Origin of the sequence: Nonomuraea sp. NPDC048881 (assembly GCF_040649795.1) — a bacterium.
Taxonomy (GTDB): Bacteria; Actinomycetota; Actinomycetes; order Streptosporangiales; family Streptosporangiaceae; genus Nonomuraea.
On the sequence record NZ_JBEZGC010000002.1, the window covers coordinates 769624 to 795205 of the forward strand.

Genomic DNA, 25582 nt, shown 5'->3' on the forward strand with positions numbered 1-25582 from the left:
GCGCTTCCCGTCCGGCGATCGCCGGAGTGGAATGGAGGACATCGGGGCAGGCACAACTCCGCGAAGGAGGGAGCAGCCGTGACGACTGTTCGGGACACCTCGATCGAGCAGGTCAGGCGCCGCCGTACCGGGACCGTCATCGCCTCCTGGCTCTCGACGACCGACCACAAGGTCATCGGGTACCTCTACCTGATCACCTCCTTCGGCTTCTTCCTCGTCGCGGGCGTCATGGCCATGCTGATCAGGGCCGAGCTGGCGCGGCCCGGCATGCAGGTGGTCAGCCAGCAGCTGTACAACCAGCTGTTCACCATCCACGGCACGGTGATGCTGCTGCTGTTCGCCACGCCGCTGTTCGCCGGGTTCGCCAACGTGGTCATGCCGCTGCAGATCGGCGCGCCCGACGTGGCCTTCCCCCGGCTGAACGCGGTGGCGTACTGGCTGTTCCTGTTCGGCGGGCTGATGGTGCTGGCGGGCTTCCTCACCCCGGGCGGGGCCGCCGACTTCGGCTGGTTCGCCTACACGCCGCTGTCGTCGGCCATCCACTCGCCGCAGGTCGGCGGCGACCTGTGGATCATGGGCCTGGTGATGTCCGGCCTCGGCACGATCCTCGGCGCGGTCAACTTCATCTCCACGATCATCGGCATGCGGGCCCCCGGCATGACCATGTTCCGCCTGCCGATCTTCACCTGGAACGTGCTGCTGACCAGCATGCTCGTGCTGATGGCCTTCCCCGTGCTGGCCGCCGCGCTGCTGGTGCTGGAGTCGGACCGCAAGCTCGGCACGCACGTCTTCGACGGCGCGAACGGCGGGCCGCTGCTGTGGCAGCACCTGTTCTGGTTCTTCGGCCATCCCGAGGTCTACATCATCGCGTTGCCGTTCTTCGGGATCGTCACCGAGGTGATCCCGGTGTTCAGCCGCAAGCCGATCTTCGGCTACCTGAGCCTGGTCGGGGCCACCATCGCCATCGCCGGGCTGTCGATGACCGTGTGGGCGCACCACATGTTCGCGACCGGGCAGGTGCTGCTGCCGTTCTTCTCGTTCATGACGTTCCTCATCGCGGTGCCGACGGGGGTGAAGTTCTTCAACTGGATCGGCACGATGTGGCGCGGCCATCTGTCGTTCGAGACGCCGATGCTGTTCGCGGTGGGGTTCCTGGTCACGTTCCTGCTCGGCGGGCTGACCGGCGTCATCCTGGCCTCGCCGCCACTGGACTTCCAGATCAGCGACACCTACTTCGTCGTCGCCCACTTCCACTACGTGGTCTTCGGCACGGTGGTGTTCGCCATGTTCGCCGGCTTCTACTTCTGGTGGCCGAAGATGACCGGCAAGATGCTGGACGACCGGCTCGGCAAGGTGCACTTCTGGACGTTGTTCGCCGGCTTCCACACCACGTTCCTCGTCCAGCACTGGCTCGGCCAGCTCGGCATGCCGCGCCGGTACGCCGACTACAGCGCGGCCGACGGGTTCACCGCGCTCAACGAGATCTCCTCGGCCGGGGCGTTCCTGCTCGGCGCCTCGACGCTGCCGTTCCTCTACAACGTGTACCGGACGGCCAGGCACGCGCCCAGGGTCACGCTCGACGACCCCTGGGGCTACGGCAACTCGCTGGAGTGGGCGACCTCCTGCCCGCCGCCGCGGCACAACTTCACCGGCATGCCGCCGATCCGCTCGGAGCGGCCCGCGTTCGACCTGCACTACCCGCACGAGGACGCGACGCCCGCCGTGGAGCCGGACCCCGGCCCCGAGCAGCCGCCGCCGGTGCTCGCCGCCGACTAGTACGGCGTTTCAAGATCGCGTCGTTCCGTTTATGCGCGGCGATTGCGGGCGACGCCGCCACGGCAATTCTGTTGGTCAAAATGTCGTAGTTTGATCACGTTTCAACAACGTACTTTACGACCCGTTTATCCACCCTCTAGCGTCCGGCATTGCACACCCTATGGCCATGCGCCCGGCGACCCCGGGCAGAGAGGGTACCTGGTGCCAAGCTCAAAGCGCCTGTTAGTCGTGTTCCCGGCGGTCGCCCTCCTCGGCGCCGCGCTGACCGTCCCGGCGGCCCAGGCCACGTCAGTGGCCAGCTACCAGCCCACGGCGGCGGACTACTACATCAACTACGCTCCCCCGCGGGTCGAGAAGGAGCCGCAGGAACCCGGCCTGAACAAGGGCAAGGCCCGCTCGCTCTCACCGGCGGAGAAGTTCGACAGGAAGTTCGTCAGCGGGAACCCCGCCGCGGCCCGCGTCCTCGCCGCCCGCGAGAACCAGGCGATCAGGACCGGCCGCAACCCGGCTGAATGGATCTTCAAGAACTCCAAGCAGGTCAAGACCGCCAAGCTGCTCACCGTCCTGGTCGAGTTCAACGAGCAGGCGAACGACGACTTCTCCGGCTTCAACCGGCTGCGCACCACCGACAGCCCGCCGGACGACTGCGTGGTCGAGCCGCCGGGCACGCTGAAGAACGGCCCGCTGCACAACAACATCCCCGACCCGGCGACGCTGCCGCAGAAGGACAACAACTCCTTCTGGCTCAAGGACTTCAGCACCGACCACTTCAACAAGATGCTCTACAGCGACGAGGGCATCACCGAGCGCGTGCGCAAGGACCTCAAGGACCCGCGCGACGGCAAGCCCGGCATCGACATCTCCGGCTTCACGATGAAGAAGATGTACGAGGAGCTGTCCAAGGGCGCCTACTCCGTCACCGGCTCGGCCGTCGGCTGGATCAAGGCCCCCCACTCCGAGGCGTACTACGGCGCCGCGGCCTGTGGCGGCCAGCCGCAGGACATGTCGGGGCACCCCAGCAACCCGACCGGCGCGGGCCAGCTCGCCATCGACACGGTCAACGCCCTGGCCGCGGCCCAGCCGAACTTCCCGTGGGCCGACTACGACCAGGAGGACGTGGCCGACTCCGACGGCGACGGCAACTTCAACGAGCCCGACGGCGTCATCGACCACCTGGTGATGGTGCACGCCGGCAAGGACAAGTCCTCCGACGGCGGCGCCGAGGGCACCTACGCCATCTGGGCGCACTCCAGCGCGGTCGCGGGCGGCTACAAGATCCCCGGCAGCGACAAGAAGATCTCCAACTACATCGTGCAGCCCGAGGACTCCGGCGTCGGCGTCTTCGCCCACGAGTACGGCCACGACCTGGGCCTGCCCGACCTGTACGACACCAGCGGCCAGGCCAGCTCCGCGGTGGACTTCTGGGACCTGATGTCCAGCGGCTCCCACTCCGGCCCCATCTTCCAGTCCATGCCCACGCACATGGGCCTGTGGGACAAGTGGGTGCTCGGCTGGGCCAACCCGAAGACGTTCAACCCGGGTGACGCCGCCCAGTCCGTCACGGTCGGGCAGTCCTCGCGCACGCCCAAGTACACCGAGGACGGCGTCCGGGTGAACCTGGCCTCCACGCCGCTGAAGATGATCGACCCGCACAGCGGCACGAAGGCCTGGTGGTCCAACCTCGACCAGGACTGGGCCAACCAGACCCTGACCCGTGACGTCCCGGTGCCCGCCGGCTCCGACGTGCGGTTCTGGATGTGGAACAACTACGAGATCGAGCAGGACTGGGACTTCGGCTTCGTGGAGGTCTCGACCGACGGCGGCCAGACCTGGACCCAGCTCAAGGTCTACGACGAGGCCGGCGCCGAGGTCACCACCCCCGACGGCTACCCCGACCCGAACAAGAACCTCAAGACGTTCGGCAACAAGAAGTACGGGCTCACCGGTGACACCGGCGGCCAGTGGCGGCACGACTACGTCAACCTGACGCCGTACGCCGGGCAGTCGATCAAGCTGCGCCTGACCTACAACACCGACGCCGCCTTCGAGCCGCGCGGCTGGCACGCCGACGACTTCTCGCTCACCAACGGCGGCACCGCCGTCTGGAGCGACGACGTCGAGAACGGCGAGAACGGCTGGAAGGCCACCGGCGGCACGTTCACCAACACCAGCGGCCAGGGCTGGACCGTCAACAACGGCTCGCGCGAGATCTCCCGCTTCTACCTCGCCGAGTGGCGCAACTTCGACGGCTTCGACAAGGGCCTGCAGTACGCCTACGACACCAACTACTCCCGCGACGGGGCGTGGAAGGTCGAGAAGGTCAAGTACAACGCGCCCGGCCTGCTGGTCTGGTACCGCGACTCGACCTTCACCAACAACTCGGTGGCCAACAACCTGACCCTGCCGCCGAGCATCGGCTCCAAGGGCAGCCTGCTGGTCGTGGACTCGCACTACGACCCGCTGCGCCGCACCGGCACCGCCGCCCAGAAGGACCCGACCAGGCACAAGAACCTGGAGGGCCGCACGCAGTCCTCGAACGCGGCCTTCTCCTTCGACCAGACGTACCCGCTGAAGGAGTGCCTGGAGGCGCCGGACGAGCCGTTCAGCGAGTACTGCACCAACATCCCCGCGCTCAGGGGCGTGTCGTCCTTCACCGACGCGAAGACCTGGGTTCCGGGCTTCGAGCTGCAGAACGGCTCGCTCTACTACCGTGACTTCGACGCCTCCGCGGTGGTGCCGAGCAAGGGCGACCAGCCGTACAGCACCCGCGTGGTGCACCTGGACGGCACCCCCGCCACCGAGCTGTACGGGACCGACCTCGGCGACGGCCACGTGGCCGGCTCGGGCAACCCCGGCGACGAGGGCAAGGCGCTGGGCGTGCAGTTCAAGCTGATCAGCCAGCTGCCGGGCAACCTGGGCGCCATCGTCCAGGTCGTCCCGCCCAAGAAGTAGCGTGAGGGGGCCGCCGGGTCTCCGGCGGCCCCCCGATCCAGCACGGAGCGGCGGACACAGCGCCTACGATTGATGACCATGAGCGAACTGCGCACCAAGATCGAGCACACTGAGGCGATCCGGCGGGATCGCCGGGTGGCGGTGGTGGTGAACACTCGCTCACGCCGCGGCCGCCGCCACTACTTCGAGGTCATCGAGCAGCTGCACAACCTGGGGTTCGAGCCGCTGGCCGAGCTGTCGGTCTACAACCCCAAGCGGCTGCGCGACCTGCTCGACACCGCCCTCGCCACCGACCCCGACCTGCTGATCGTGGGCGGCGGCGACGGCACCCTCTCCTCGGCCGTGCGCCACGTCGCCCACCGCGACGTGGCGCTCGGCGTGTTGCCGCTCGGCACCACCAACAACTTCGCCAGGAGCCTCGGCCTGCCGCTCGACCTGGCCGGCGCCATCCGGGTGTTCTCCACCGGCAAGGTCGCCGACATCGACCTCGGCATGGCCGGCGACCGGCCCTTCGCCAACCTGGCCAGCTTCGGCGTCTCGGTCGAGGTGGCCGGCCGGGTCAAGCCGTGGCTCAAGCGCATCGTGGGCCGTCCGGCCTACCCGATGACCGCGCTGACCGTCCTGCCGGGCCACCGGCCCTTCCGGGCCTACATCACCGTCGAGGGCCAGCGCCACGAGCTGCTCACCCACCAGCTCAACATCGCCAACGGCCGCTTCCACGGCGGCTGGCAGGTGGCCAAGGACATCAGCATCGACAACGGCATGCTGGTGGCCTACCAGCTCGGCTCGGGCAAGAAGCTGCGCCTGCTCGGCGAGACGCTGCTGCGCGCGACCACCGGCCGCTGGCGCAGCCTGGCGGGCGGCCCGTTCGTGGTCGGCCGGGAGATGCTGCTGGAGACCGACCCGCCGATGGCCGCCGACGTCGACGGCGAGGTGCGCCTGCGCACCCCGATCACGCTGCGCGTGGTGCCCAACGGCGTGCGCGTGATGGTCCCCGACTCCTTCGAGGACAACTGACCTCAGCCCTCGCCCAGCGCCCGGTAGGCGGGGGCGAGCGCGTCCGCCAGGCCGGCGGGCGGCGGGAAGACCCGCGGCAGCAGGTCGGGGGCGGCCGCGGCGGGGCGGCGTTCCGGGCGGTGCGCGGTGGCGCCGGGGGCGTAGAAGTCGGCCAGCCGGTCGGCGAACGGCACGTCGGCCACCTCCAGCGGGTCGGGCGCGGGCGGGTCGTCGGCCAGCGAGCCGAGCAGCTGCTCGCGGGTGCGCCCGCGCCAGGCCAGCACCAGGAACGGGTCGTCGTCGAACGACTCGGCCAGCAGGTAGAGCACGGCCGACAGGTGCTTGCACGGGAACCTCCAGTCGGGGCACGAGCACTCCATGTCCAGGTCGCGCGGGAACAGGTCGGCGCCATGGGCGGCGAACAGCTCCTCGATCTCGACCGGCATCTCCCCGGCCAGCAGCCTGGCCCGGTGGACGGCCTGCGCCGCGACGGCCTCCTCCAGCCGCGCCCACACGTCCTCGCCGTAGACGTCGATCCTGACCACGACGTCGTACGGCTTCGGCCGCGACCCCTGCACGGACGCCCGGACCAGCCCCGCCGACAGGTCGATCGAGAGCACCTGGCCCTTGCGGGCGTAGGCGCGGCCGCGGGACAGGCGGCCCTTGTCGCAGACGCGTTCCAGGATGTCGACGAAGCGCCTGGACCACCAGGCCGAGCCGATGCTGCCGCGCCGCGACCGGGCCCGCAGGCCGCCCTCGACCTCGATGGGGCCGCCGCCGTCGTACCAGCCGGGCATGGTCAGGACCCTCCCGTGAGGCGGAACACCTCGCGCAGCTCGTCGGTGGACAGGTCGGTCAGCCACTCCTCGCCGGCGCCGACCACCCGCTCGGCCAGCGCCTTCTTGCGCTCGATCATCTGGTCGACGCGCTCTTCGAGGGTGCCCGCGCAGATCAGCTTGCGCACCTGGACGTTCCTGCGCTGGCCGATGCGGAAGGCCCGGTCGGTGGCCTGGTCCTCCACGGCCGGGTTCCACCAGCGGTCGACGTGGACGACGTGGCTCGCCGCCGTCAGGTTGAGCCCGACGCCGGCCGCCTTGAGCGACAGCAGGAACAACATCGGCTCCGGGTCGTGCTGGAAGCGCTCGACCAGACGGTCGCGGGTCTTCTTGGGCAGGCCGCCGTGCAGCCACAGGACCGGGCGACCGAGCCGCTGGGCGAGGTAGGGCTGGAGCATCGTGCCGAACTCGGCGTACTGCGTGAACAGCAGCGCCTTCTCGCCCTCGGCCAGGACCTCCTCGGCCAGCTGCTCCAGCCGGGCCAGCTTGCCCGACCGGCCGGCCAGGCGGGAGCCGTCCTTGAGCAGGTGGGCCGGGTGGTTGCAGACCTGCTTGAGCCTGGCCATGGCCGACAGCACCAGGCCGCGCCGCTCGACGCCCTCGCTGTCGTCGATCCGGGCCAGCATGTCGTCGACGACGGCCTGGTAGAGGGTGGCCTGCTCGGGGGTGAGCGGGCACCACTCCTTGATCTCGATCTTCTCCGGCAGGTCGGAGATGACGGACCGGTCGGTCTTGAGGCGGCGCAGGATGAACGGGCCCGTCGCCCGCTTCAGCGCATCGGCGGCCTGCTCGTCCTGGCGGGCCTCGATGGGCTCCTGGAACCGGGTGCGGAAGCGGGCCCGCGGCCCGAGCAGGCCGGGGTTGGCGAACTCCATGATCGACCAGAGCTCGGCGAGGTGGTTCTCGACGGGCGTGCCGGTCAGGGCCAGGCGGGTGCCGGTGGGGATCGACCGGACGGCGCGGGCCTGGAGGGTGCCGCTGTTCTTGATCGCCTGGGCCTCGTCGCACACCACCCGGCGCCACTCGTGCTCCCGCAGGATCTCCAGGTCGCGGTGGGCGGTGCCGTACGTGGTGATCACCAGGTCGGCCGCCGCGATGCGGGCGGCGTCCCGGCCGGGGCCGTGGTGGACGTACACGCGCAGCCCCGGGGCGAACCTGGCCGCCTCCCGCTGCCAGTTGCCCACCAGCGACATCGGGCAGACCAGCAGCGTGGGCGCGCCGGCCCGCTCGTGGACGAGCAGCGCCAGCGTGGTGACCGTCTTGCCCAGGCCCATGTCGTCGGCGAGCACCCCGCCGAGGCCCAGCTCCGACAGGAAGCTCAGCCACGCCAGCCCACGCTCCTGGTAGGGCCGCAGCACGGCGTCCAGGCCCGGCGGGGTCGCGAGCGGGGTGAGCCGCCGCTCGGCCTGGCCCGACAGCAGGTCGCCGAGCACGCCGTCGGCGTCGACCGCCAGCAACGGCAGCTCGTCGTCGCCCTGGATCACGTGGCGCAGCAGGTCGGCCGCGGCCGCCTCGCCCGCGCGCACCCCCTCCACGGCCCGCAGCGCGGCCTTGAGCTGCCGGTCGTCCAGCTCCACCCACTGGCCGCGGACCCGGACCAGCGGCACCTTGAGCCTGGCCAGCTCGGCCAGCTCCGCCTCGCTGATCGTCTCCTCGCCCACCGCCAGGTCGACGCGGAAGTCGACCAGCTCGCGCAGCCCGAAGCCCTGGCTGACGGCCGCCGTCTGCGGCTTGGTCCTGGTGGTGAGCTTGAGCCCGAGCCGCGTACGGCCCGCCCAGCGCGGCAGCTGCACCCCGAACCCGGCCGCCTGGAGCAGCGGCGCGGCCTGGCGCAGGAAGCCGAACGCGCCCGCCGTGTCGAGGGCCAGCTCGCTCGGCTCCGGCACGCGCAGGGCCCGGTCCAGCTCCGGGTAGAGCCGCACGGCCCGGCCGAGCCCGGCCAGCAGCTCGCGCTCCGGCCGGCCGGGCAGGCCCTTCTCGCCGTCCCAGACGCGGGCGGCCGGGACGTACAGGCTGGGGTCGTCGGCGGCCTGCAGCGCCAGCTCGACCCGCCAGTCGTCGCCGTCGGCCGGTTCGAGCAGGCGGAAGCAGACGCGGGTGGCGCCCTCGGCCGCCGTGACGGCCGCCCGCCAGCGGTCCAGCTCCTCGCGCAGCCCCGGGTCGTCGGGGCAGGCCGGGTCGCCGGTCAGCGCGGCCAGCCACCGTTCCCGCGGCGTCGCCGGGGCGGCGGCGGAGGGGGCGGCCAGGGGAGTGGTGACGGCCTGCCGGACGAGCGCGTCGGTGAACGCCTCCAGCGCCTGGAGCTGCACCCCGGCGGCCGGGCGCTCGGCGGCCCAGGTGCGGCAGGCGGGCGGCATGGCCAGGGCCAGGTCGCGGAAGTAGGCGGCGTCGGCCCCGGTCAGCACGGGCCGCCACAGGGCCAGCGCGGCGCCGTCGGCACCCGGCAAGGCCCCGTCGGCATCGGGCACGGGGACGAGCTGGGGGACGACCCGGCCACGGCCCACCAGGTCGCGGGCGAGCGCGGCGACGGCGGCCCAGTGGCGGACGGTGGCGGTGGCGTCGCCCGGAAGGCCGTCCAGCGCGGCAAGGGCCTCGGCGGGCGGCAGCACGACCGCGGGCACCCGCCACGGCAGCAGCCGCGGCCTGACCACCTCCGTCAGCAGCCCCGTCTCCGGCGAGGGCAGCGGCCCCTTGGCCGCCCCCGGCAGCAGCAGCTCCAGCTCCCTGGACGGCCCGCCCACCCCGAGGCCCGGCGCGCCGGCCAGCTCGGCAGGGGACGCGGCGAACGGATGGGGCCGCGCGCCCGCCCCACGGGACACGGCGGCGGCCCGGCCGGGAACCTCTCCCCAGAAGGCGAGCCCGTCGCCCGCCCACACCCCGTGTACCAGCACCCCGGCAGGTTACCGCCGGCCTGGAGCGACCGGTCCGCGAGTCTTCTGCGGGCCGGGCCGGAGGTCGTACCATCGAAGGATGAACACTCCCGGATCGTGGTGTGAGCGGCCTGAGCCGCAGGCTCCCTCGTGCGAGCTGCCCGCACCGTGGAGCAAGCCGAAGCAGCCCGACAACTGGTGCGAGGCGCCCGAGTCGCCGGTGGCGTCCGTCCTCCGGTTCCTGCTGAAGGCCGCCAAGAGGTAATAACAGGCGGTCAGCTGGGTAGTCGCCTTCCTCAGCGGAGGAGGCGACGTCGTGAACGATACCCACAAGCTGGTCAGTGATCTGTCCGACCAGGTCTCCAGGCTCGTCAAGGACGAGCTGCGCCTGGCCAGGCTGGAGCTTGCGGAGAAGGGCAGGCGCGCCGGGTTCGGCGCGGGGCTGTTCGGCGCGGCCGGGATGGCCGCGTTCTTCGGCGCTGCCGCGCTGGTGACCGCCGTCGTCCTGCTCCTCGCTCTGGTCATGCCCGCGTGGGCGGCCGCCGCGATCGTGGGGGCGGTCCTGCTCATCGCCGCCGCCCTGCTCGGCCTGACCGGAAAGAACCAGGTGAAACAGGCCACGCCGGTCCCCGAGGAGACCATCGCGAGCGTCAAGGCCGATATCGACATGGTCAAGGAGAGGGCACGCCGATGAGCGAGACGGACCCCGGATACAGCGAGCAGCACGCCGGTGACGTGGGCGCCCGCAGGGCGACCGTCGGCACGCCGACCGAACGCGAGTCGATCAACGTGCCTCCGACGAGACCGGGGGCTGCGGAGAACGCGAAACGGGCCGAACTGGCCCGGCAGGAACATGAGACCTTCATCCCCGAGACCCCCATGCCGGACGACCGGACCGAGGCGGTGGAGAGCCGCGCGGTCGAGGAGGAGTCGCTGGGCGGGGGCGGGGGCCGTGGCGAGGACGACGAGGAAGAGGACGACGTGCGAAAAAGCATCAAGGAGACCAGGAACGAACTGGGCGACACGGTCAGCGCCCTGGCCCACAAGGCCGACCTGAAGGGCCGGGCCGCCGAGGCGGCCGGCATGGCCAAGGGCAAGGTCGCCGAGATGACCGGCGTGGCCAAGGGCAAGGCCGCCGAGGTGACCGGCACGGCCAAGGGCATGGCCGGCGAGGTCGCGGGCAAGGTCCGCGAGGCCACCCCCCACCAGGTCAAGGACGCCGCCACCGGGGCGCGCAAGCGTCCGGTGCTGCTGCTGGCCGCGGCGGCGGCGGTGACGGCCCTCGTCGTGCGGCGGCTCAGGAAGCGCAACAGGGCGAAGTAGGCGTGCGTTCCCCCGAAAGACCTGCGGAACTGCCGCGCAGGGCCTGGTGGAGCGTGCTCAAACGCACCGTCGTCGAGTTCCGCAACGACGGCGTCCAGGACCTCGCGGCAGCGCTCACCTACTACGCCGTCCTGTCCATCTTCCCCGCGCTGATCGTGCTGGTGTCGGTGTTCGGCCTGCTCGGCAGGCGCGACACCGCCACCCTGGTCGGCAACCTCGTGGTGCTGGCGCCCGACGAGGTGCGCTCCCTGATCGTCACGGGCGTGCGGTCGGTCCAGGAGAACGCGGCGTCGGCCGGCCTGGTGGCGATCGTCGGCCTGCTGGTCGCGCTCTGGTCGGCGTCGGGCTACATCGGCGCGTTCATCCGGGCCGGCAACACCATCTACGACATCGACGAGGGGCGTCCGTTCTGGAAGGTGACCCCGCTCCGGATCGGGCTCACCGTGCTGGCCACCGTGCTGCTGGCGCTCGGCGCGATCTCCGTCGCGCTGACCGGCGACCTGGCCAGGAGCGTCGGAAAGGCGCTCGGCCTGGGCAGCGCGCTGGTGACGGCCTGGGACATCCTGAAATGGCCGGTGCTCGCGCTCGTCGCGGCCGGGCTGATCATGGTGCTCTACTGGGCCGCGCCGAACGTGCGCCAGCCCGGCGTGCGCTGGATCACCCCCGGCGGGCTGCTCGCGGTGGTGCTCTGGGTCGTGGTCTCCGCCGGCTTCGCCCTGTACGTGGCCCACTTCGGGTCCTACGGCAAGACCTACGGCACGCTGGCCGGCGTCGTGGTGTTCCTGATCTGGCTGTGGTTGTCGAACATGGCCCTGCTGCTGGGCGCCGAGCTGGACGCCGAGCTCATCAGGGAACGCCAGATCGCCGAGGGCGAGCCCGTCGGGCAGGAGCCGTACGTGGAGCCCCGGGACCCGCCGAAGGCGGATAGCCTTCCCGAGTGAAGCGTGGAAAGGCCGTCGTCGCCGCACTCGCCCTGCTGACCTCGGGGCTGACCTCGGGGTTGGTGGCCGGCTGCGGCGACGGCTCGGCGGTCAGCGACTTCGGCACCGTCGTCAGGGGCGCCAAGGGCACGACCGTGCGCGCCGAGCTGCGCCCCGGGCAGCGGTTCTCGCTGGCCGTCCCGGACAACCCCTCGGTGGGCGACGATTGGCGGCTGGCGGCGGTGCCCGACGCCAGGGTGGCCTCCTACATCAGCGAGGAGCGCAAGAGCGCGGGCCAGGGCCCCGGCAGCGGCGGCACCGCCTACTTCGTCTTCAACACCAAGAGCCCGGGCACCGCCCAGATCACGCTGCGCGACTGCTGGCGGTGCGGCCAGAGCTCGACGCCGCCCGACGAGCAGAGCAGGCGGCAGTCGGGCGAGGCGGTCTTCGAGATCACCGTGCGCTGAGCACGGCCCGGCACAACACGTCGAGGGTGGTCGCGGTGATCACCTCGGCCTCGGCGCCTTCGCCGGAGCCGGCGCACGCGGCCAGGCGGCGGCGGCCCTCGCCCAGGATGCTCCACCCCAGGTGGGCCACCAGGTCGGGATGCGGCTCCCCGGCCTCGGCGAGCAGCCCGCGCAGCGGCTCGATCATCGACTCGTGCAGCTGGTCGAGCCGGTGGCGGCACTCGGCGGGCAGGTCGACCGCGGCCACCGCGCGCAGCAGCGCGTGGTCGGGGCTGGTCACGAACGCCAGCGACACGGCGCCGAAGGCGCGCACCCGCTCCTCCAGGCCGCCGTCGCGGGTGGCCGTGACGAGCCGGTCGGCCCAGCGGGGGATCGCGTCCTCCACGAGCTGGGCCAGGATGTCGGCGGTGGAGGAGAAGTAGCGGTAGACGCTGGAGCGGGCCAGCCCGACCCGCGCGCCCACGGCCGCGGGGGTGAGCCCGGCCGGGCCCTCGGCCGCCAGGACCTCCATGGCGGCCGCCAGCAGGGCCGCGTGCTGGCTGGCCCGATGGTCGGCCACCGTCGCCGCGCTGATCCTCGGCACCGGACTCACTCCTCCTCGCGTCGTCTCCTCCCAGTATCGGGCAGCAGGAACGTCGCCCCGACGCCGCCGAACAGCACGAGGCCGGTCACGATCGTGACCCGGCGGGTGGCGTCGGCGCCCGCCGCGACCGCGGCGGCGTGGTCGGCCGGCTCCCTGATCGCCGCGATGGCCGCGCCGGCGCTCTCCCGGACGGCCTGCCCGAGCGCGGGCTCGCCGGGCAGGCGTTCGGCCATCGCCGCGTCCAGGCCGGTGACCAGGACGGCGCCCAGCACCGCGATGCCGACGGCGGCGCCGAGCTGGCGGATCGTGCTCTGGAGCCCGGAGGCCACGCCGGAGCGGCGGGCGGGCACGTCGGCGAGCATCACGTTCGGGAGCTGGGCCGAGGCGAAGCCGACGCCGACGCCGTACAGGACGAGCCACGGCACCAGCGTCCACGGGCCGAGCGAGGGGGAGACGGCCAGGCCGATCGCGATCGCGCCCACGGCCTCCAGGACGAGCCCCAGCCGCACGATGACCCTGGGCGCCAGGTCGAGCCGCGGGACGAGGCCGCCCGCCAGGAACGTGCCCCCGGCCAGCGAGGCGATGATCAGGCCGGTGGCGAACGCGGTGAACCCCATGGCCGCCTGCAGGAACAGCGGCAGCACCAGGATCAGGCCGAACTCGCCGAGACTGATGATCATCGCGGCGGCGCCGCCGTACCTGAAGGAGGGGATGGCGAACAGCGACAGGTCCAGCACGACCGGGCGGCCCGATCGTGCCCGCGAGCGCTCGACCAGCAGCAGCGCGGCCAGCGCGAGCGCCGCGAGCGCGAAGGCGAACGGGATCGGCGAGATGCCGCCGAGCGGCCAGGTCCACCCGAACAGCGTGGCCTCGCCGGTCGGCGTGAACCAGCCGTAGCGCTGGCCCTCGATCAGGCCGAACACCAGCGCGGCCGGGCCGACCACCGACAGCAGCACGCCGGGGACGTCCGAGCCGCCCGCCGCCGCGTCCTTCGACTCGGGCACCCGGGCCGTGCCGAGCAGCACGAGCAGGCCGATCGGCAGGTTCACCCAGAACGCCCAGCGCCAGCCGAAGTCGGTCACCACCCAGCCGCCGAGCAGCGGGCCGAGCGCGGCCATGCCGCCGATGATCGAGCCCCAGACGGCGAAGGCGATCGTCCGGCGCGAGCCCGTGTAGAGGGAGTTGATGATCGCCAGCGTCATCGGGACCACCATGGACGCCCCGACGCCCTGGACGACGCGGGCGGCGATGAGCAGCGCGCCGCTCGGCGCGGAGGCGGCCAGCATGCTCGCGGCCAGGAACACCACCAGGCCGACGGCGAACATCCGGCGCCTGCCGTGCACGTCGCCGGTCCGGCCGAGGGGGATGAGCAGGGAGGCGAAGGCCAGGGAGTAGATGGAGTTGACCCATTCGACGTCCGTGGCCGACAACCCCAGATCGCCCATGATCGCGGGGACGGCGACGTTCACGATCGTCGCGTCGATGATGATCATCGACATCCCGACGCCGAGCACGATCAGCGGGAGCCAGCTCTGCCGGGTCCGCTCATTTAGCGACACCATGTCTCTAAAGATAGCAACATGCTGTCTCGAAACAAGGGGTAAGCTCCGGATCATGGACTTCATCCGGGTGCGTGCCTCGGCCGACGGCGCCGAGACGATCTCCTACTGGACCGGCGACGTCTACGGCTGGCAGGACGACGACGGCCCCCATCACCTGTTCGGCTTCGAGGGGCTGAACGTGGCGCGGGCGCGCCCGGCCGACGGCGGCTGGGAGCTGCTGACCAGGGAGGCGGCGCTCTACCTCGACCCGAGGACCAGGGAACCGATCGACGTGTGGGACAACCCGCTCACCGGGCGGTCCGTCGAGGTGCAGCACGTCTTCAACGACCCGGTCAACCAGCGGCTCGGGGCCTATCCGGTGCCGGTGACGCGGTTGGGGGAGCAGGTCGTCTACAACGCCGACATCCGCCTTTCCTACCCTTCGCCACTACCTGTCGCGAAATATCCGGAAAACTCGGCTCGGGATACGTATCGGGCGTTGGAGCTCTTCCAGTTCTTCGCCTCGGCCGCCGACGTCGAGTCCGGCATGCCCGACGTGCCGGCGGTCTTCTCCTGGTGCCGGGTCTCGCCCTGGCTGCCCTGGATGGCCATGGGACAGCGGCCGGGCGGGCTGGTCTACCACTGCCGGGGGGCCAAGGTCGCCGACGTCCCCGGGCGGCTGCGCGACCGCGTCGGCGAGCGCTTCCTGCACGCCCCCGACGAGTGGACCGCGCCCAACATGACGAGCTGGACGGCCTTCGCCGATAAGGTCGGGCGGTGAGCACCGACCTGTTCTGCGAGATCATCGCCGGCGCGCGTCCCGCCCACGTGGTGAGCGCCGACGAGGTGGCCGTCTCCTTCCTCGACACCCGCCCGGTCTTCAAGGGGCACGTGCTCGTCGTGCCCCGGCTGCACGTCGAGACGCTGGCCGACCTCGCCGACGTCGGGCCGTTCTTCTCCCGGGTGCAGGCCATGGCCGGGGCCGTGGAGGAGGGGCTGGAGGCGGCCGGCACGTTCGTGGCGATGAACAACCGGGTCAGCCAGAGCGTGCCCCACCTGCACGTGCACGTCGTGCCGCGCAACCGCAAGGACGGGCTGCGCGGCTTCTTCTGGCCGCGCACCACCTACGAGTCCGCGCAGGAGGCCGAGACCTACGCGGCGGCCGTCGCCAAGGCGCTGGCGGCCGAGTGAGGGCGGCGGGCGGCACGGGCGGCGGTGGGCGCTAGGCTCGGGGCGCGTGGAGTACCTGGTCGGCGTCGCCGTCGTGGCCGTGCTGGTGGGCGTGCCCGCGATCGTGCTCTGGCGCGTCATGCGAGGCCGCCGCGAGCTGGGCACCAGCCCGGCCGAGCGGGCCACGTTCGAGACCCTGCACACCGCCTCCATGGCCGGGCCGCCGCTGCGGGCCGGGCTGACCCCCGAGGGCGCCGAGCGCGCCTCCCGCCACCTGCGCGCGCTGCTCGGCTCGGCCGCGCTCGCGATCACCGACCGCGAGCGCCTGCTCGTCTACGACGGCGCCGGCGACCACCACGCCGCCCAGGCGTTCGAGCACGCCGCGGCCACCTTGCGGGACGGCCGCACCCAGGTGCTCACCATCGACTGCGAGCTGCTCGAATGCCCGATCCGGCACGCCGTCGTCGTCCCGCTGACCACCGACGACCGCCTGGTCGGCGCGCTGGCCGCCTACGGGCAGAACGCCTCGGCCGGCCTGGTCAGGGCGGCGCAGGAGGTGGCCGGCTGGGTCAACTCGCAGCTGGAGCTGGCCGAGCTCGACCGCTCGCGCACGCTGCTCATGGAGGCCGAGGTCCGGGCCCTGCGCGCGCAGATCTCGCCGCACTTCATCTACAACTCGCTCACCACGATCGCCTCCTTCGTCCGTACGGACCCCGAACGCGCCCGCGAGCTGCTGCTGGAGTTCGCCGACTTCACCCGCTACTCCTTCCGGCGGCACGGCGAGTTCACCACGCTGGCCGAGGAGCTGCACTCGATCGAGCGCTACCTCACCCTGGAACACGCCAGGTTCGGCGACCAGTTGCAGGTCACCCTGCGCATCGCCCCCGAGGTGCTGCCGGTCGCGGTGCCGTTCCTGTGCCTGCAGCCGCTGGTCGAGAACGCCGTCCGGCACGGCCTGGAGAGCCGCAACGGCGTCGGCCGCATCACGATCATCGCCGAGGACGCCGGCGCCGAGTGCCGCATCAGCGTCGAGGACGACGGCCTCGGCATGGACCCCGACCGGCTGCGCCGCATCCTGGCCGGCGAGATCGCCCCCACCGGCGGCGTCGGCCTGGCCAACGTCGACGAACGGCTCCGCCAGGTCTACGGCGACGAGTACGGCCTGGTCGTCGAGACCGGCACGGGCGCGGGCACCAAGGTCAACGTGCGCCTGCCGAAGTACCACCCCGGCGTCTCGGCCCGCTGACCTCCCGCCGACTTCCCACACCTGCCCCCACCTGTGACCCCGCCGTGACGGCCTTGACGTTTGGTGCCGGTTTCATCACTGTCTAATGCATTCGAGGTGTGAGGAGTGACGTGTGACCGGGCTGCGCGTCCTGGCGGTGGACGACGAGCTCCCCGCGCTGGAGGACCTGTCCTACCTGCTCCGCGCCGACGCCCGCATCGGCGAGGTGGTGACGGCGCGCGACGGGGCGGCCGCGCTGCGCCTGCTGGACCGCGGCATCGCCGAGGGCCGCCCGATCGACGCCGTCTTCCTCGACATCCGCATGCGCGGCCTGGACGGCGTCGTGCTCGGACGGCTGCTGTCGCAGTTCGCCAACCCGCCGCGGGTCGTGTTCGTCACCGCGTACGAGGAGCACGCGGTGGACGCCTTCGAGATCAAGGCCGAGGACTACCTGCTCAAACCGGTACGTCCCGAACGGCTCGCCGAGGCCATCAGGCGCGTGGCGGTCTCGGCCGACGTGCCCGCCGAGACCGGCGAGAGCGACACCATCCCCGTCGAGCTGGGCGGCGTGACCCGGTTCGTCTCCAGCGCCGACGTCCTCTACGTGGAGGCCCAGGGCGACTACGCCCGGCTGCACACCGCGAACGGCAGCCACCTCGTCCGCATCCCGCTCGCCACGCTGGAGGAGCGCTGGGCCCCGGCCGGGTTCGTCCGGGTGCACCGCAGCCATCTGGTCGCCGTCAAGCACATCGAGGAACTGCACATCGACTCGGGCCGGTGCAGCGTGCGGGTCGGCGACACCGAGCTCCCGGTGAGCCGGCGGCACACCCGCGAGCTGCGCGACCTGCTGGTCCGCCGCGCCAGGAAGGGCAGGACGGAATGACCTCCGATCCCCGGCCGGGGCGTCCGGCGGGGTCGCCGCGCACCGACCCCGCGGCCCGCCGCACCGACGCCGCCCGCCGCATGGACGCCTTCCGCCGCTCCGAGACGCCGCGCCGGGTCAGCGTCACCAGCCCGCGCACCGCCGCCGCCCGCCGCCCCCGCTACCCGGCCACCAGGGAGATCGACGAGCAGACCCGCCTCGGCGAGGTCTACATGCGCTCGCTCCTGCGCACCCAGTTCCGGCTCGCCCTGTTCGTCTGCACCGTGCTGGCCTGCGTGGTCGGCGGCCTGCCGCTGCTGTTCCTGCTCATCCCCGAACTGCGCGAGGTGGACGTCCTCGGCGTCTCCCTGCCGTGGGCGGTGCTGGCCGGGCTCATCTACCCCGCCTTCGTCATCGGCGCCTGGCTGTACGTCCGCCAGGCAGAGCGCAACGAACGCCACTTCGCCGAGCTGGTGGAACGCCGGTGACCGGCGCGAAGGGCCCCTCGTGAGCCTCACCGCGGTGGTCGTCGTGATGGCGGCGGCCGTGCTCATCGGCGCGTACGGCATCAGGTTCTCCCGCACCACCTCCGACTTCTACGTCGCCTCCCGGACCGTCAGCCCCCTGTGGAACGCCTCCGCCATCGGCGGCGAGTACCTGTCGGCGGCCTCCTTCCTCGGCGTCGCCGGGCTCGTCCTGTCCTACGGCGTGGACATGTTGTGGCTGCCCGTCGGCTGGACCGGCGGCTACCTGGTGCTGCTGGTGCTGGTGTCGGCGCCGCTGCGGCGCTCGGGGGCGTACACGCTGCCCGACTTCGCCGAGGCCAGGCTGGAGTCGATGACCGTGCGCAGGACCGCCAGCGTGCTCGTCGTCCTGATCGGATGGCTGTACCTGATGCCGCAGTTCCAGAGCGCCGGGCTGGTGCTGCGCACGATCACCGGGGCGCCGGTGTGGGCGGGCGGGCTGCTGGTCGCGGGTGTGGTGGCGGTGAACGTGCTGTCCGGCGGCATGCGGTCGATCACGTTCGTGCAGGCGTTCCAGTACTGGCTCAAGCTGACCGCGCTGGCCGTGCCGCTGGTGTTCCTGCTGCTGGCCTGGAAGGGCGACGGCGCGCCCGCCCTCAGCGTCCAGGACGCCACCACCTGGCAGATGCCGCTGGCCGGGGCCAAGGAGTACGGGCTCTACTCGACGTACTCGCTGATCCTGGCCACGTTCCTCGGCACGATGGGCCTGCCGCACGTGCTCGTGCGCTTCTACACCAACCCCGACGGCCGGGCCGCCCGCCGTACGACGCTGGTCGTGCTGACCCTGCTCGGCGCGTTCTACCTGCTGCCCGCCCTGTACGGCTGGCTCGGCCGCCTCTACGCCCCCGACCTCGTGCGCACCGACGCGGTCGTGCTCACCCTGCCCAGCCGCATGATCGGCGGCACGCTCGGCGACCTGCTCACCGCCCTCGTGACGGCCGGGGCGTTCGCGGCCTTCCTGTCCACCTCCTCGGGGCTGACCGTGTCCGTCGCCGGGGTGATCGCGCAGGACCTGCTGAAGGGCGGGGTGCGCTCGTTCCGGATCGCCACGCTCATGGCCGTCGCCGTGCCGCTGGCGCTGGCGCTGTGGGCGCGGGCGCTGCCGGTCGCGGACGTGGTGGGGCTGGCGTTCGCGGTGGCCGCCTCGTCGTTCTGCCCGCTGCTGGTGCTGGGCATCTGGTGGCGGCGGCTCACCACCACCGGGGCGCTGGCGGGGCTGTTCGTGGGGGGCGGGCTCGCCTGCTCGGCCGTGCTCGCCACGATCACCGGGGGGCCGTACGAGGGGCTCACGGGGGCGCTGCTGGCCCAGCCGGCGGCCTGGACGGTGCCGATCGCGTTCACGGTGATGGTGTCGGTGTCGTTCCTGACGCCACACCGCGTGCCGCCCGGCGTGGCCCGCACGATGGTCCGCCTCCACACCCCGGAGAACCTCGACCTGGACCGCGGCGACTGGCACCCCCGCTCCCCATGACCCGCCCCCGGCCCTCCGGTCCCTCGTCCCGCGCCGGTCCCTCGTCCGCCCGTCGGTCCCGTGCCCGGGCCGTCGGTTGCGCGGGCGGCCGACGCGCGGGAGCGTGCCGGTGGGCGTCTGCCCGCCCTTGCGCCCTCCCGCCCTTCACGACCAGCCCGCGGCGACGCCTCCCAAGCGCTCCGACGCCACCCCGTTTCCACTGGCACCCTCGTTGTGCGCCACATCGCCGGCACCCGCCCCGGCTCCGGCACCTCGTCCTCTCCCAGGGCCGCCTTCGGTCCCAGCGCCGCCCACGGCCCCCGCGCCGCCTGCTGCCCTTGATGTGGCTGGGCTTCCCGGGGCGCTCGCGGCTCGGGGCTTGCGGTCGCTTGGCGTGGGGCGCGGGATGCCGCCCTGGTCGTCATGCTGTTCGCTCTGGGGTGGTGGGTCCAGGCCGGGGCGGTACGGGCCGGCGGCGCGTGCGGACGTGCTTCGGCCGGGCCAGGGCTGACTCGCCCCTTCCCTCGCGACGTCCGGCCGGGCCGACCCCTCTGGCTCGGTGTCGGGTGGGGCCGGGGTTCGGCCTGGGCGCGGCTGGGCGGTCCCCTGGGGTGGGACGTGCGAAGGGGTCCACTCCTGCGGCGTGCTGCCGGGATGGGTCGCGGGCCGGCCGGGCTGGTGCTGGGCTGGTGCTTGCGGCGCGTGGGCGGGCTGGGCCGACGCCTGTGACCGAGGGCCGGGTTGGGACGGTATCCGGTGGGCGAGGCCCGGATGGGACGGCTCCTGCGGCGGAGGGTCCAGCCCCGGGCGGTGACCGACGCCGGTGGGCGGTGTCTTGGAACGGCCGGGCCCCGGGTCTCGGCCGCCGGACCGGGCCGCGCGGGAACGACTGCCCGCGGGCGAGGGCAGCTCGTCCGGGAGGGTTCCCTCGTCGGGGGCGAAGTACGGTCTGGTCGGGGGCGTCGGGTGGGAGGCGTCGCTGTGCCGGGCGGCCTGTTCGGTCATGGGTCTGGCGGCCGTGCCGGCGTGGGTCTCGACGTCGAGCACCTCGTGTCCCGGGACGGTGTGCGGGGCCTCCTCGCCGGGGGCCGCGTGGTGGATGGTCCGTCCGGTGGCCGCTCCCAGGTCGCCCGCGTGCTTCCGCTCCGGTCGCCAGGAGGGGGCGCCACCCCTCGGCCACCCCCGACGCACCCCGCCGCCCTCCTCCGGTCGGCCTCCCCGCACCCCGCCTCCCCGCGCCGCCGAGGCAGGCGTCCCCGCAGCGGTCTTCCCCGAGGACAGGGAGTCCCGAAGGGAGGGTGTGGGCGTGGAGGGTGGGGTGGTGGTGGGGAAGGCGTGGCGGGCGGTGCGGGGTGGGGGAGTGGCGGTGGTCGAGGGCAGGTGGTCCAGGAGGCGGGGGGCGGCGTTCAGGAGGTGGTCGATGAGGTGCGCCACGTCGTCCAGCCGCACCCGCAGCGTCGCCCGCGCCTGCGCGCCGCCGCGCCGGGCACCCGGGGCCCGGCCCTCCGGCCCGGCCTCCTCCACCCGCATCTCGGAGATCTCCAGGCAGACCTCAGGGCTCGGACGGGCGGGCGCCGACGCGCCGGAGCCGAGCGCCTGCTCCTCGGGCGTACGGTCATCGCGGTACGGGCTGCTCTCGGCCATGACCTGCGATTACCCCTCCCGTATCCCATCAGGCTCCGACATAAGGGGACTTGGGGGAGGTTTGACCGGAAGGTCAGGCAGGCGGCAACTCCCCGGACCCCCGGACGACCAGCTCCACGGGAACCGTGATCCGCCGCGGCTCGCGGACGGGATCCAGCAGCAGCTCCACCGCGCCGCGCGCCAGCCGGCCGATGTCGTACCGCACCACCGTCACCCCCGGGCTGAACAGGCCGGCCAGCGCGAAGTCGTCGAACCCCACGTACGCCGGCCGCTCGGGACGCTCCCGCAACGCCTCCAGCACGCCGATCGCCGCCCGGTTGTTCGTCGCGAAGAACGCCGTCGGCGGGTCGGGCAGGTCGAGCAGCCGCCCCACCTCGTACGACACCCGCCCGGGATCGAACACCCCCCGCACCACCAGCGCCTCGTCGGCCGCCGCCCCCGCCTCGCGCAGCGCCGCCCGGTAGCCGCGGGCCCGGTCGTGCACCGAGCTCAGTCCGTCGTCGTCGGAGATCAGCGCGATGCGGCGGTGCCCGTGGGCGAGCAGGTGCGCGGTGGCCGTCCGGCCGCCGCGCTCGTCGTCGAGCTTCACCACGTCGGCCCGGTCGAGCCCACGCGGCACGCGGTCGACGAAGACCGTGCGCGGGCCGCCGTGCTCGGCCAGCCAGGAGTGGTCGGCCGGCGAGGGCACGACGATCAGCGCGTCCACGCCCCGCGCGTGCATCGACTCGATCAGCATGCGCTCCTTGTCCGGACGCTCCTCGTACGAACCGAACACCACCAGCGCCTCGTGCTCGGCCGCGGCCGCCTCCACCGCGGCGGCGAGGCGGGCATAGAACTCGTTGGAGATGTTCTCCATCACCAGGCCGAGCGTGAGCATGGTCGCACCGCGGGCCAGCCGGGCGGCGGCCTCGTTGCGGCGGAAGCCGAGCGCGCTGATCGAGTCGTGCACCCGCTGCTGCAGCGAGGCCCGGACGTGCGGCTCCTGGTTGACCACGCGGGACACCGTCTTCAGGCTGACGCCCGCGTGCCGGGCGACGTCCGCCATGGTGGGCTTACGCGTTGTCATAGTCTGCCCCCATGGAGGATGAATGGATCTGCGGCCGGATGGGCGAGGACGAGCCGTGGACACTGGGCGCGGTGAACCCGCCGGTGTTCGAGAACTCGTTGTTCACCTTCGGGACGGCGGCCGAGCTGGGAGCCGCGATCCGGGACGAGGACGAGCGGTACGTCTACGGCCGCGGCACCAACCCGACCGTCGACGTGGCGCAGCGCAAGCTGGCCGCGCTGGAGCGCGGTGAGCGGGCCAAGTGCTTCGGCTCGGGGATGGGCGCCATCTCGGCGACGATCTCCTCGCTCGTCTCCGCCGGCGACCATGTGCTGGTGCTCGGCGCGGTGTACGGGCCGACCACGCAGTTCCTGCGCTACCTGGAGAAGTACGGCGTCACGCATACGCACGTCGACGACCTCGCGGGATGTGACAGCGCTATCAGGGCGAGTACCCGCCTACTCTACTTCGAGTCGCCCTCCTACATGGCGTACGCGATCGTGGACATCGCCGAGGTGGCGGCCTGGGCGCGCGGGCGCGGGCTGGTCACGGTCATGGACAACACCTGGTCCACGCCGCTGTTCCAGAAACCGCTGACGCTGGGCGTGGACCTGGTCGTGCATTCGCTCTCCAAGTACGTCGGCGGGCACAGCGACCTGGTCGGCGGCGTGGTGGTCGGGCCGGCCCGGCTGATCCGGCCGCTGGCGCTGACGGAGTACCAGCTCTACGGCGCGGCCATGTCGCCGCACGACGCGGCCAAGGTGATCAAGGGGCTGCGCACGCTGCCCGTGCGCATGGCCGCCCACCAGGAGCGGGGGCTGGCCGTGGCGGCGTTCCTGGAGGGGCATCCCGCCGTACGGGCGGTGAACCATCCGGGGTTGCCCTCGCATCCGGGCCATGCGACCGCGTTGCGGCAGATGTCCGGCTTCTCCAGCCTGTTCAGCATCGAACTCGCCACGGACGATCGCCAGCAGGCCGCACTTTTCCTCGATAAATTACGACATTTCAGGATCGGGGTGTCCTGGGGAGGCTTCGAGAGCCTGGTCAACGCCCCCGCCCTGACCGTCGAGGAGAGCGTACGGGCCACCATGGGCATCCCCGTCGGCCTGGCCCGCCTGTCGATCGGCCTGGAGCCCGCCGCGACCCTCGTCGAGGACCTGGATCAGGCGCTGAGCGCCCTGCCCGGCCCGCCGCGTCCGATATCGGGGTGAACGGAATACCCGACCGCTCATCGCGCCGAACAGACCTTTCACCGCAGGCCATCCCCAACTAATCGCGGTACGCGAGCGGCTCGCCGAACAGCACCCCCACGGCTCTCCACGACGGGTAGGTTGCGCTCTTACGTTGAGCGTGATCCGCATCACAGTGGAGGTCTCGTGACGACCAGAGAACATGACGCGTCCGTCTATGAACAGGTTCAGGAGAGCAGTGAGTTCCAGGAGTTGAAGCGGCGTTTCCGCCGCTGGACCTTCCCCATGACGGTGGCCTTCCTGGTGTGGTACCTGCTGTACGTGGTGCTGTCCGGCTGGGCCCGCGGCTTCATGGGCATCAAGTTGTTCGGCGACATCAACGTCGGGCTGATCTTCGGGTTGCTGCAGTTCGTCTCGACGTTCCTCATCGCGTGGGCGTACGCCCGGCACGCCGAGAGGAAGCTCGACCCGATCGCCGACAAGCTCCGTCACGAGGTCGAGGAGAAGACGCAGTGAGTTCCACGACGCTGGGAATGATCCTCTTCCTCACCTTCGTCGCCGGCACCCTGGCCATCACGTTCTGGGCCAGCCGCCAGACCAAGACGGCCGCCGACTACTACGCGGGCGGCCGGTCCTTCAGCGGCGTTCAGAACGGCCTGGCGATCGGCGGCGACTACATGTCGGCCGCCTCCTTCCTCGGCATCGCCGGCATCATCGCCGTCTCCGGCTACGACGGGTTCCTGTACTCCATCGGGTTCCTGGTCGCCTGGCTGGTGGCGTTGCTGCTGGTGGCCGAGTTGATGCGGAACTCCGGCAAGTTCACCATGGCCGACGTGCTGGCGTTCCGGATGAGCCCGCGCCCGGTGCGCACGGCGGCGGGCGTGTCCACGATCGTGGTCAGCATCTTCTACCTGCTGGCCCAGATGGTCGGCGCGGGCGCGCTGGTCGGCCTGCTGCTCGGCATCACCACCGAGGCCGGCAAGGTCTGGACGATCATCGGCGTCGGCGCGCTGATGATCGTCTACGTGGTGTTCGGCGGCATGAAGGGCACCACCTGGGTCCAGATCGTCAAGGCCGTGCTGCTGATGACCGGCGCCGCGCTGGTGACGCTGCTGGTGCTGGGCAAGTTCGGCTTCAACCTGTCGTCCCTGCTCGGCCAGGCCGCCGCCACCAGCGGCCCGAAGGCCAACCCCGGCAACTTCCTCATCCCCGGCCTGAAGTACGGCACCGACGCCCAGGGGCTCGCGGGCAAGATCGACCTGATCAGCCTCGGCCTCGCGCTGGTGCTCGGCACGGCGGGCCTGCCGCACATCCTCATCCGCTTCTACACCGTCCCCACCGCCAAGGACGCCCGCAAGTCGGTCCTGTGGGGCATCGGCATCATCGGCGTGTTCTACCTGCTGACCCTGGTGCTCGGCTTCGGCGCGGCGGCCATCGTCGGCAAGACCGACATCCTCAAGGCCGACAAGGCGGCCAACACCGCCGCCCCGCTGCTCGCCGAGCGGATCGGCGCGCAGATCTTCGGCGACGTCGGCGGCACGATCCTGCTCGCGCTCATCGGCGCCGTCGCCTTCGCCACGATCCTGGCCGTCGTCGCCGGCCTGACCCTGGCCTCCTCCTCCAGCTTCGCCCACGACCTGTACGCGCACGTCTTCAAGCGCGGCGGCGCCAGCGAGCGGCAGGAGGTCGTGGTGGCCCGCGTCTCGGCGCTGGTCATCGGCGCCATCGCGATCGGCCTCGGCATCCTCGCCCAGGGCCAGAACGTGGCGTTCCTGGTCGCCCTGGCCTTCGCCATCGCGGCCTCGGGCAACCTGCCGGCGATCCTCTACAGCCTGTTCTGGAAGAGGTTCAACACGGCGGGCGCGGTCGCGGCCATCTACGGCGGACTCGGCTCGGCGCTGATCCTGGTGATCTTCTCGCCGGTGGTCTCGGCCCCGCCGCCGCCCGCGGGCGCCGCGGTGACCGCGCTGATCCACGGCGTGGACTTCCACTGGTTCCCGCTGAGCAACCCGGGCATCGTCTCCATCCCGCTCGGCTTCCTGTTCGGCTGGCTGGGCACGATCCTCAGCAAGGAGTACAACGCCGCCAAGTACGCCGAGATCGAGGTGCGCTCGCTGACCGGCGTGGGCGCCGAGAAGGCCACCGAGCACTGACCTCGCCCTGTGCGTGACGGGGCCCGGCCGCTCACCGGCCGGGCCCCGTCCGCGT

22 protein-coding genes are annotated in these 25582 nt (G+C 72.0%); 17 read left to right on the forward strand and 5 right to left on the reverse strand.

The window, feature by feature from the left end; genetic code table 11:
• Positions 1 to 78: 78 nt before the first annotated feature.
• The 3 genes from ctaD (at position 79) to AB0C33_RS09115 (ending at position 5745) form a co-directional block, all read left to right on the forward strand.
• The gene (gene ctaD, locus AB0C33_RS09105; protein WP_358285238.1) at positions 79 to 1776 is read left to right on the forward strand and encodes a cytochrome c oxidase subunit I; all 1698 of its coding nucleotides are present in this window, start codon (positions 79 to 81) and stop codon (positions 1774 to 1776) included.
• 201 nt (positions 1777 to 1977) lie between these two features.
• On the forward strand, positions 1978 to 4728 hold the full coding sequence (locus tag AB0C33_RS09110; RefSeq protein WP_358285240.1) for an immune inhibitor A domain-containing protein: 2751 nt from the start codon (positions 1978 to 1980) through the stop codon (positions 4726 to 4728).
• A gap of 78 nt (positions 4729 to 4806) precedes the next feature.
• A complete protein-coding gene (locus AB0C33_RS09115) occupies positions 4807 to 5745 on the forward strand; it encodes a diacylglycerol kinase family protein (protein WP_358285242.1) in 939 nt (312 codons plus the stop codon).
• A 2-nt stretch (positions 5746 to 5747) separates the two neighbouring features.
• Here AB0C33_RS09115 and AB0C33_RS09120 read toward each other — a convergent pair whose 3' ends face one another.
• Positions 5748 to 6521, reverse strand: coding sequence for an SWIM zinc finger family protein (locus AB0C33_RS09120; RefSeq protein WP_358285245.1), 774 nt, complete (start codon positions 6519 to 6521; stop codon positions 5748 to 5750).
• Between the two features lie 2 nt (positions 6522 to 6523).
• On the reverse strand, positions 6524 to 9451 hold the full coding sequence (locus AB0C33_RS09125) for a DEAD/DEAH box helicase (protein WP_358285247.1): 2928 nt from the start codon (positions 9449 to 9451) through the stop codon (positions 6524 to 6526).
• Positions 9452 to 9530: 79 nt separating this feature from the next.
• On the opposite strand from AB0C33_RS09125, the gene AB0C33_RS09130 reads away from it, so the two are divergent.
• From AB0C33_RS09130 to AB0C33_RS09150, 5 genes are read left to right on the forward strand one after another with little or no spacing between them, the layout of a single operon-like run.
• The gene (locus AB0C33_RS09130) at positions 9531 to 9695 is read left to right on the forward strand and encodes a hypothetical protein (RefSeq protein WP_358285249.1); all 165 of its coding nucleotides are present in this window, start codon (positions 9531 to 9533) and stop codon (positions 9693 to 9695) included.
• Between the two features lie 51 nt (positions 9696 to 9746).
• Positions 9747 to 10124, forward strand: coding sequence for a phage holin family protein (locus AB0C33_RS09135; RefSeq protein ID WP_358285252.1), 378 nt, complete (start codon positions 9747 to 9749; stop codon positions 10122 to 10124).
• Positions 10121 to 10753, forward strand: a complete 633-nt coding sequence (locus tag AB0C33_RS09140; protein WP_358285254.1) for a DUF3618 domain-containing protein — start codon at positions 10121 to 10123, stop codon at positions 10751 to 10753. The genes AB0C33_RS09135 and AB0C33_RS09140 overlap by 4 nt, the downstream gene beginning before the upstream one ends.
• Before the next feature lie 2 nt (positions 10754 to 10755).
• Positions 10756 to 11694 carry a YihY/virulence factor BrkB family protein gene (locus AB0C33_RS09145; RefSeq protein ID WP_358285256.1) on the forward strand — a complete coding sequence of 313 codons (939 nt, stop codon included), beginning with the start codon at positions 10756 to 10758 and terminating at the stop codon, positions 11692 to 11694.
• Complete coding sequence (locus AB0C33_RS09150) at positions 11691 to 12140, forward strand: protease inhibitor I42 family protein (protein ID WP_358285258.1); 450 nt, start codon at positions 11691 to 11693, stop codon at positions 12138 to 12140. The genes AB0C33_RS09145 and AB0C33_RS09150 overlap by 4 nt, the downstream gene beginning before the upstream one ends.
• On the opposite strand, the gene AB0C33_RS09155 is transcribed toward AB0C33_RS09150, so the two are convergent.
• Together AB0C33_RS09155 and AB0C33_RS09160 are read right to left on the reverse strand one after the other, a co-directional pair.
• Positions 12127 to 12723 carry a helix-turn-helix domain-containing protein gene (locus tag AB0C33_RS09155; protein ID WP_358285260.1) on the reverse strand — a complete coding sequence of 199 codons (597 nt, stop codon included), beginning with the start codon at positions 12721 to 12723 and terminating at the stop codon, positions 12127 to 12129. The genes AB0C33_RS09150 and AB0C33_RS09155 overlap by 14 nt on opposite strands.
• Positions 12724 to 12728: 5 nt before the next feature.
• Positions 12729 to 14285, reverse strand: coding sequence for an MFS transporter (locus tag AB0C33_RS09160; RefSeq protein ID WP_358285262.1), 1557 nt, complete (start codon positions 14283 to 14285; stop codon positions 12729 to 12731).
• Positions 14286 to 14337: 52 nt separating this feature from the next.
• Between AB0C33_RS09160 and AB0C33_RS09165 the strand changes: the two genes are divergently transcribed.
• The 6 genes from AB0C33_RS09165 (at position 14338) to AB0C33_RS09190 (ending at position 19516) form a co-directional block, all read left to right on the forward strand.
• The gene (locus AB0C33_RS09165) at positions 14338 to 15045 is read left to right on the forward strand and encodes a DUF1838 family protein (protein ID WP_358285265.1); all 708 of its coding nucleotides are present in this window, start codon (positions 14338 to 14340) and stop codon (positions 15043 to 15045) included.
• On the forward strand, positions 15042 to 15455 hold the full coding sequence (locus AB0C33_RS09170; RefSeq protein WP_358285268.1) for an HIT domain-containing protein: 414 nt from the start codon (positions 15042 to 15044) through the stop codon (positions 15453 to 15455). Before AB0C33_RS09165 ends, AB0C33_RS09170 begins: the two co-directional genes overlap by 4 nt.
• Before the next feature lie 46 nt (positions 15456 to 15501).
• Positions 15502 to 16680: a histidine kinase gene (locus AB0C33_RS09175; RefSeq protein ID WP_352356966.1), complete on the forward strand. Its 1179-nt coding sequence runs from the start codon at positions 15502 to 15504 to the stop codon at positions 16678 to 16680.
• Positions 16681 to 16792: 112 nt separating this feature from the next.
• Positions 16793 to 17542: a LytTR family DNA-binding domain-containing protein gene (locus AB0C33_RS09180; RefSeq protein WP_352324464.1), complete on the forward strand. Its 750-nt coding sequence runs from the start codon at positions 16793 to 16795 to the stop codon at positions 17540 to 17542.
• On the forward strand, positions 17539 to 18009 hold the full coding sequence (locus tag AB0C33_RS09185; RefSeq protein ID WP_358285271.1) for a hypothetical protein: 471 nt from the start codon (positions 17539 to 17541) through the stop codon (positions 18007 to 18009). The genes AB0C33_RS09180 and AB0C33_RS09185 overlap by 4 nt, the downstream gene beginning before the upstream one ends.
• Positions 18010 to 18028: 19 nt before the next feature.
• Complete coding sequence (locus tag AB0C33_RS09190; RefSeq protein WP_358285273.1) at positions 18029 to 19516, forward strand: cation acetate symporter; 1488 nt, start codon at positions 18029 to 18031, stop codon at positions 19514 to 19516.
• Between the two features lie 1696 nt (positions 19517 to 21212).
• On the opposite strand, the gene AB0C33_RS09195 is transcribed toward AB0C33_RS09190, so the two are convergent.
• Positions 21213 to 22205 (reverse strand): LacI family DNA-binding transcriptional regulator, encoded by a 993-nt coding sequence (locus tag AB0C33_RS09195; RefSeq protein ID WP_358285275.1) that lies wholly within the window; start codon positions 22203 to 22205, stop codon positions 21213 to 21215.
• An 11-nt stretch (positions 22206 to 22216) separates the two neighbouring features.
• Here AB0C33_RS09195 and AB0C33_RS09200 point away from each other — a divergent pair, with 11 nt between their 5' ends.
• From AB0C33_RS09200 to AB0C33_RS09210, 3 genes are all read left to right on the forward strand, one after another.
• Positions 22217 to 23395 carry an aminotransferase class I/II-fold pyridoxal phosphate-dependent enzyme gene (locus AB0C33_RS09200; protein WP_358285277.1) on the forward strand — a complete coding sequence of 393 codons (1179 nt, stop codon included), beginning with the start codon at positions 22217 to 22219 and terminating at the stop codon, positions 23393 to 23395.
• Positions 23396 to 23560: 165 nt separating this feature from the next.
• Entirely contained in the window at positions 23561 to 23890 is a 330-nt protein-coding gene (locus AB0C33_RS09205) for a DUF485 domain-containing protein (protein WP_358285279.1), read from the forward strand.
• A 17-nt stretch (positions 23891 to 23907) separates the two neighbouring features.
• Positions 23908 to 25527 carry a cation acetate symporter gene (locus AB0C33_RS09210; RefSeq protein ID WP_358285986.1) on the forward strand — a complete coding sequence of 540 codons (1620 nt, stop codon included), beginning with the start codon at positions 23908 to 23910 and terminating at the stop codon, positions 25525 to 25527.
• Positions 25528 to 25582: the final 55 nt, after the last annotated feature.

Bases quoted from the DNA above. Each gene is read 5' to 3' on its own strand.
- AB0C33_RS09160 (WP_358285262.1), bottom strand. From the start codon at position 14,285: ATGGTGTCGCTAAATGAGCGGACCCGGCAGAGCTGGCTCCCGCTGATC.
- AB0C33_RS09130 (WP_358285249.1), top strand. From the start codon at position 9,531: ATGAACACTCCCGGATCGTGGTGTGAGCGGCCTGAGCCGCAGGCTCCC.
- AB0C33_RS09185 (WP_358285271.1), top strand. From the start codon at position 17,539: ATGACCTCCGATCCCCGGCCGGGGCGTCCGGCGGGGTCGCCGCGCACC.
- AB0C33_RS09120 (WP_358285245.1), bottom strand. From the start codon at position 6,521: ATGCCCGGCTGGTACGACGGCGGCGGCCCCATCGAGGTCGAGGGCGGC.
- AB0C33_RS09115 (WP_358285242.1), top strand. From the start codon at position 4,807: ATGAGCGAACTGCGCACCAAGATCGAGCACACTGAGGCGATCCGGCGG.
- AB0C33_RS09140 (WP_358285254.1), top strand. From the start codon at position 10,121: ATGAGCGAGACGGACCCCGGATACAGCGAGCAGCACGCCGGTGACGTG.
- AB0C33_RS09165 (WP_358285265.1), top strand. From the start codon at position 14,338: ATGGACTTCATCCGGGTGCGTGCCTCGGCCGACGGCGCCGAGACGATC.
- AB0C33_RS09200 (WP_358285277.1), top strand. From the start codon at position 22,217: ATGGAGGATGAATGGATCTGCGGCCGGATGGGCGAGGACGAGCCGTGG.
- AB0C33_RS09195 (WP_358285275.1), bottom strand. From the start codon at position 22,205: ATGACAACGCGTAAGCCCACCATGGCGGACGTCGCCCGGCACGCGGGC.
- AB0C33_RS09210 (WP_358285986.1), top strand. From the start codon at position 23,908: ATGATCCTCTTCCTCACCTTCGTCGCCGGCACCCTGGCCATCACGTTC.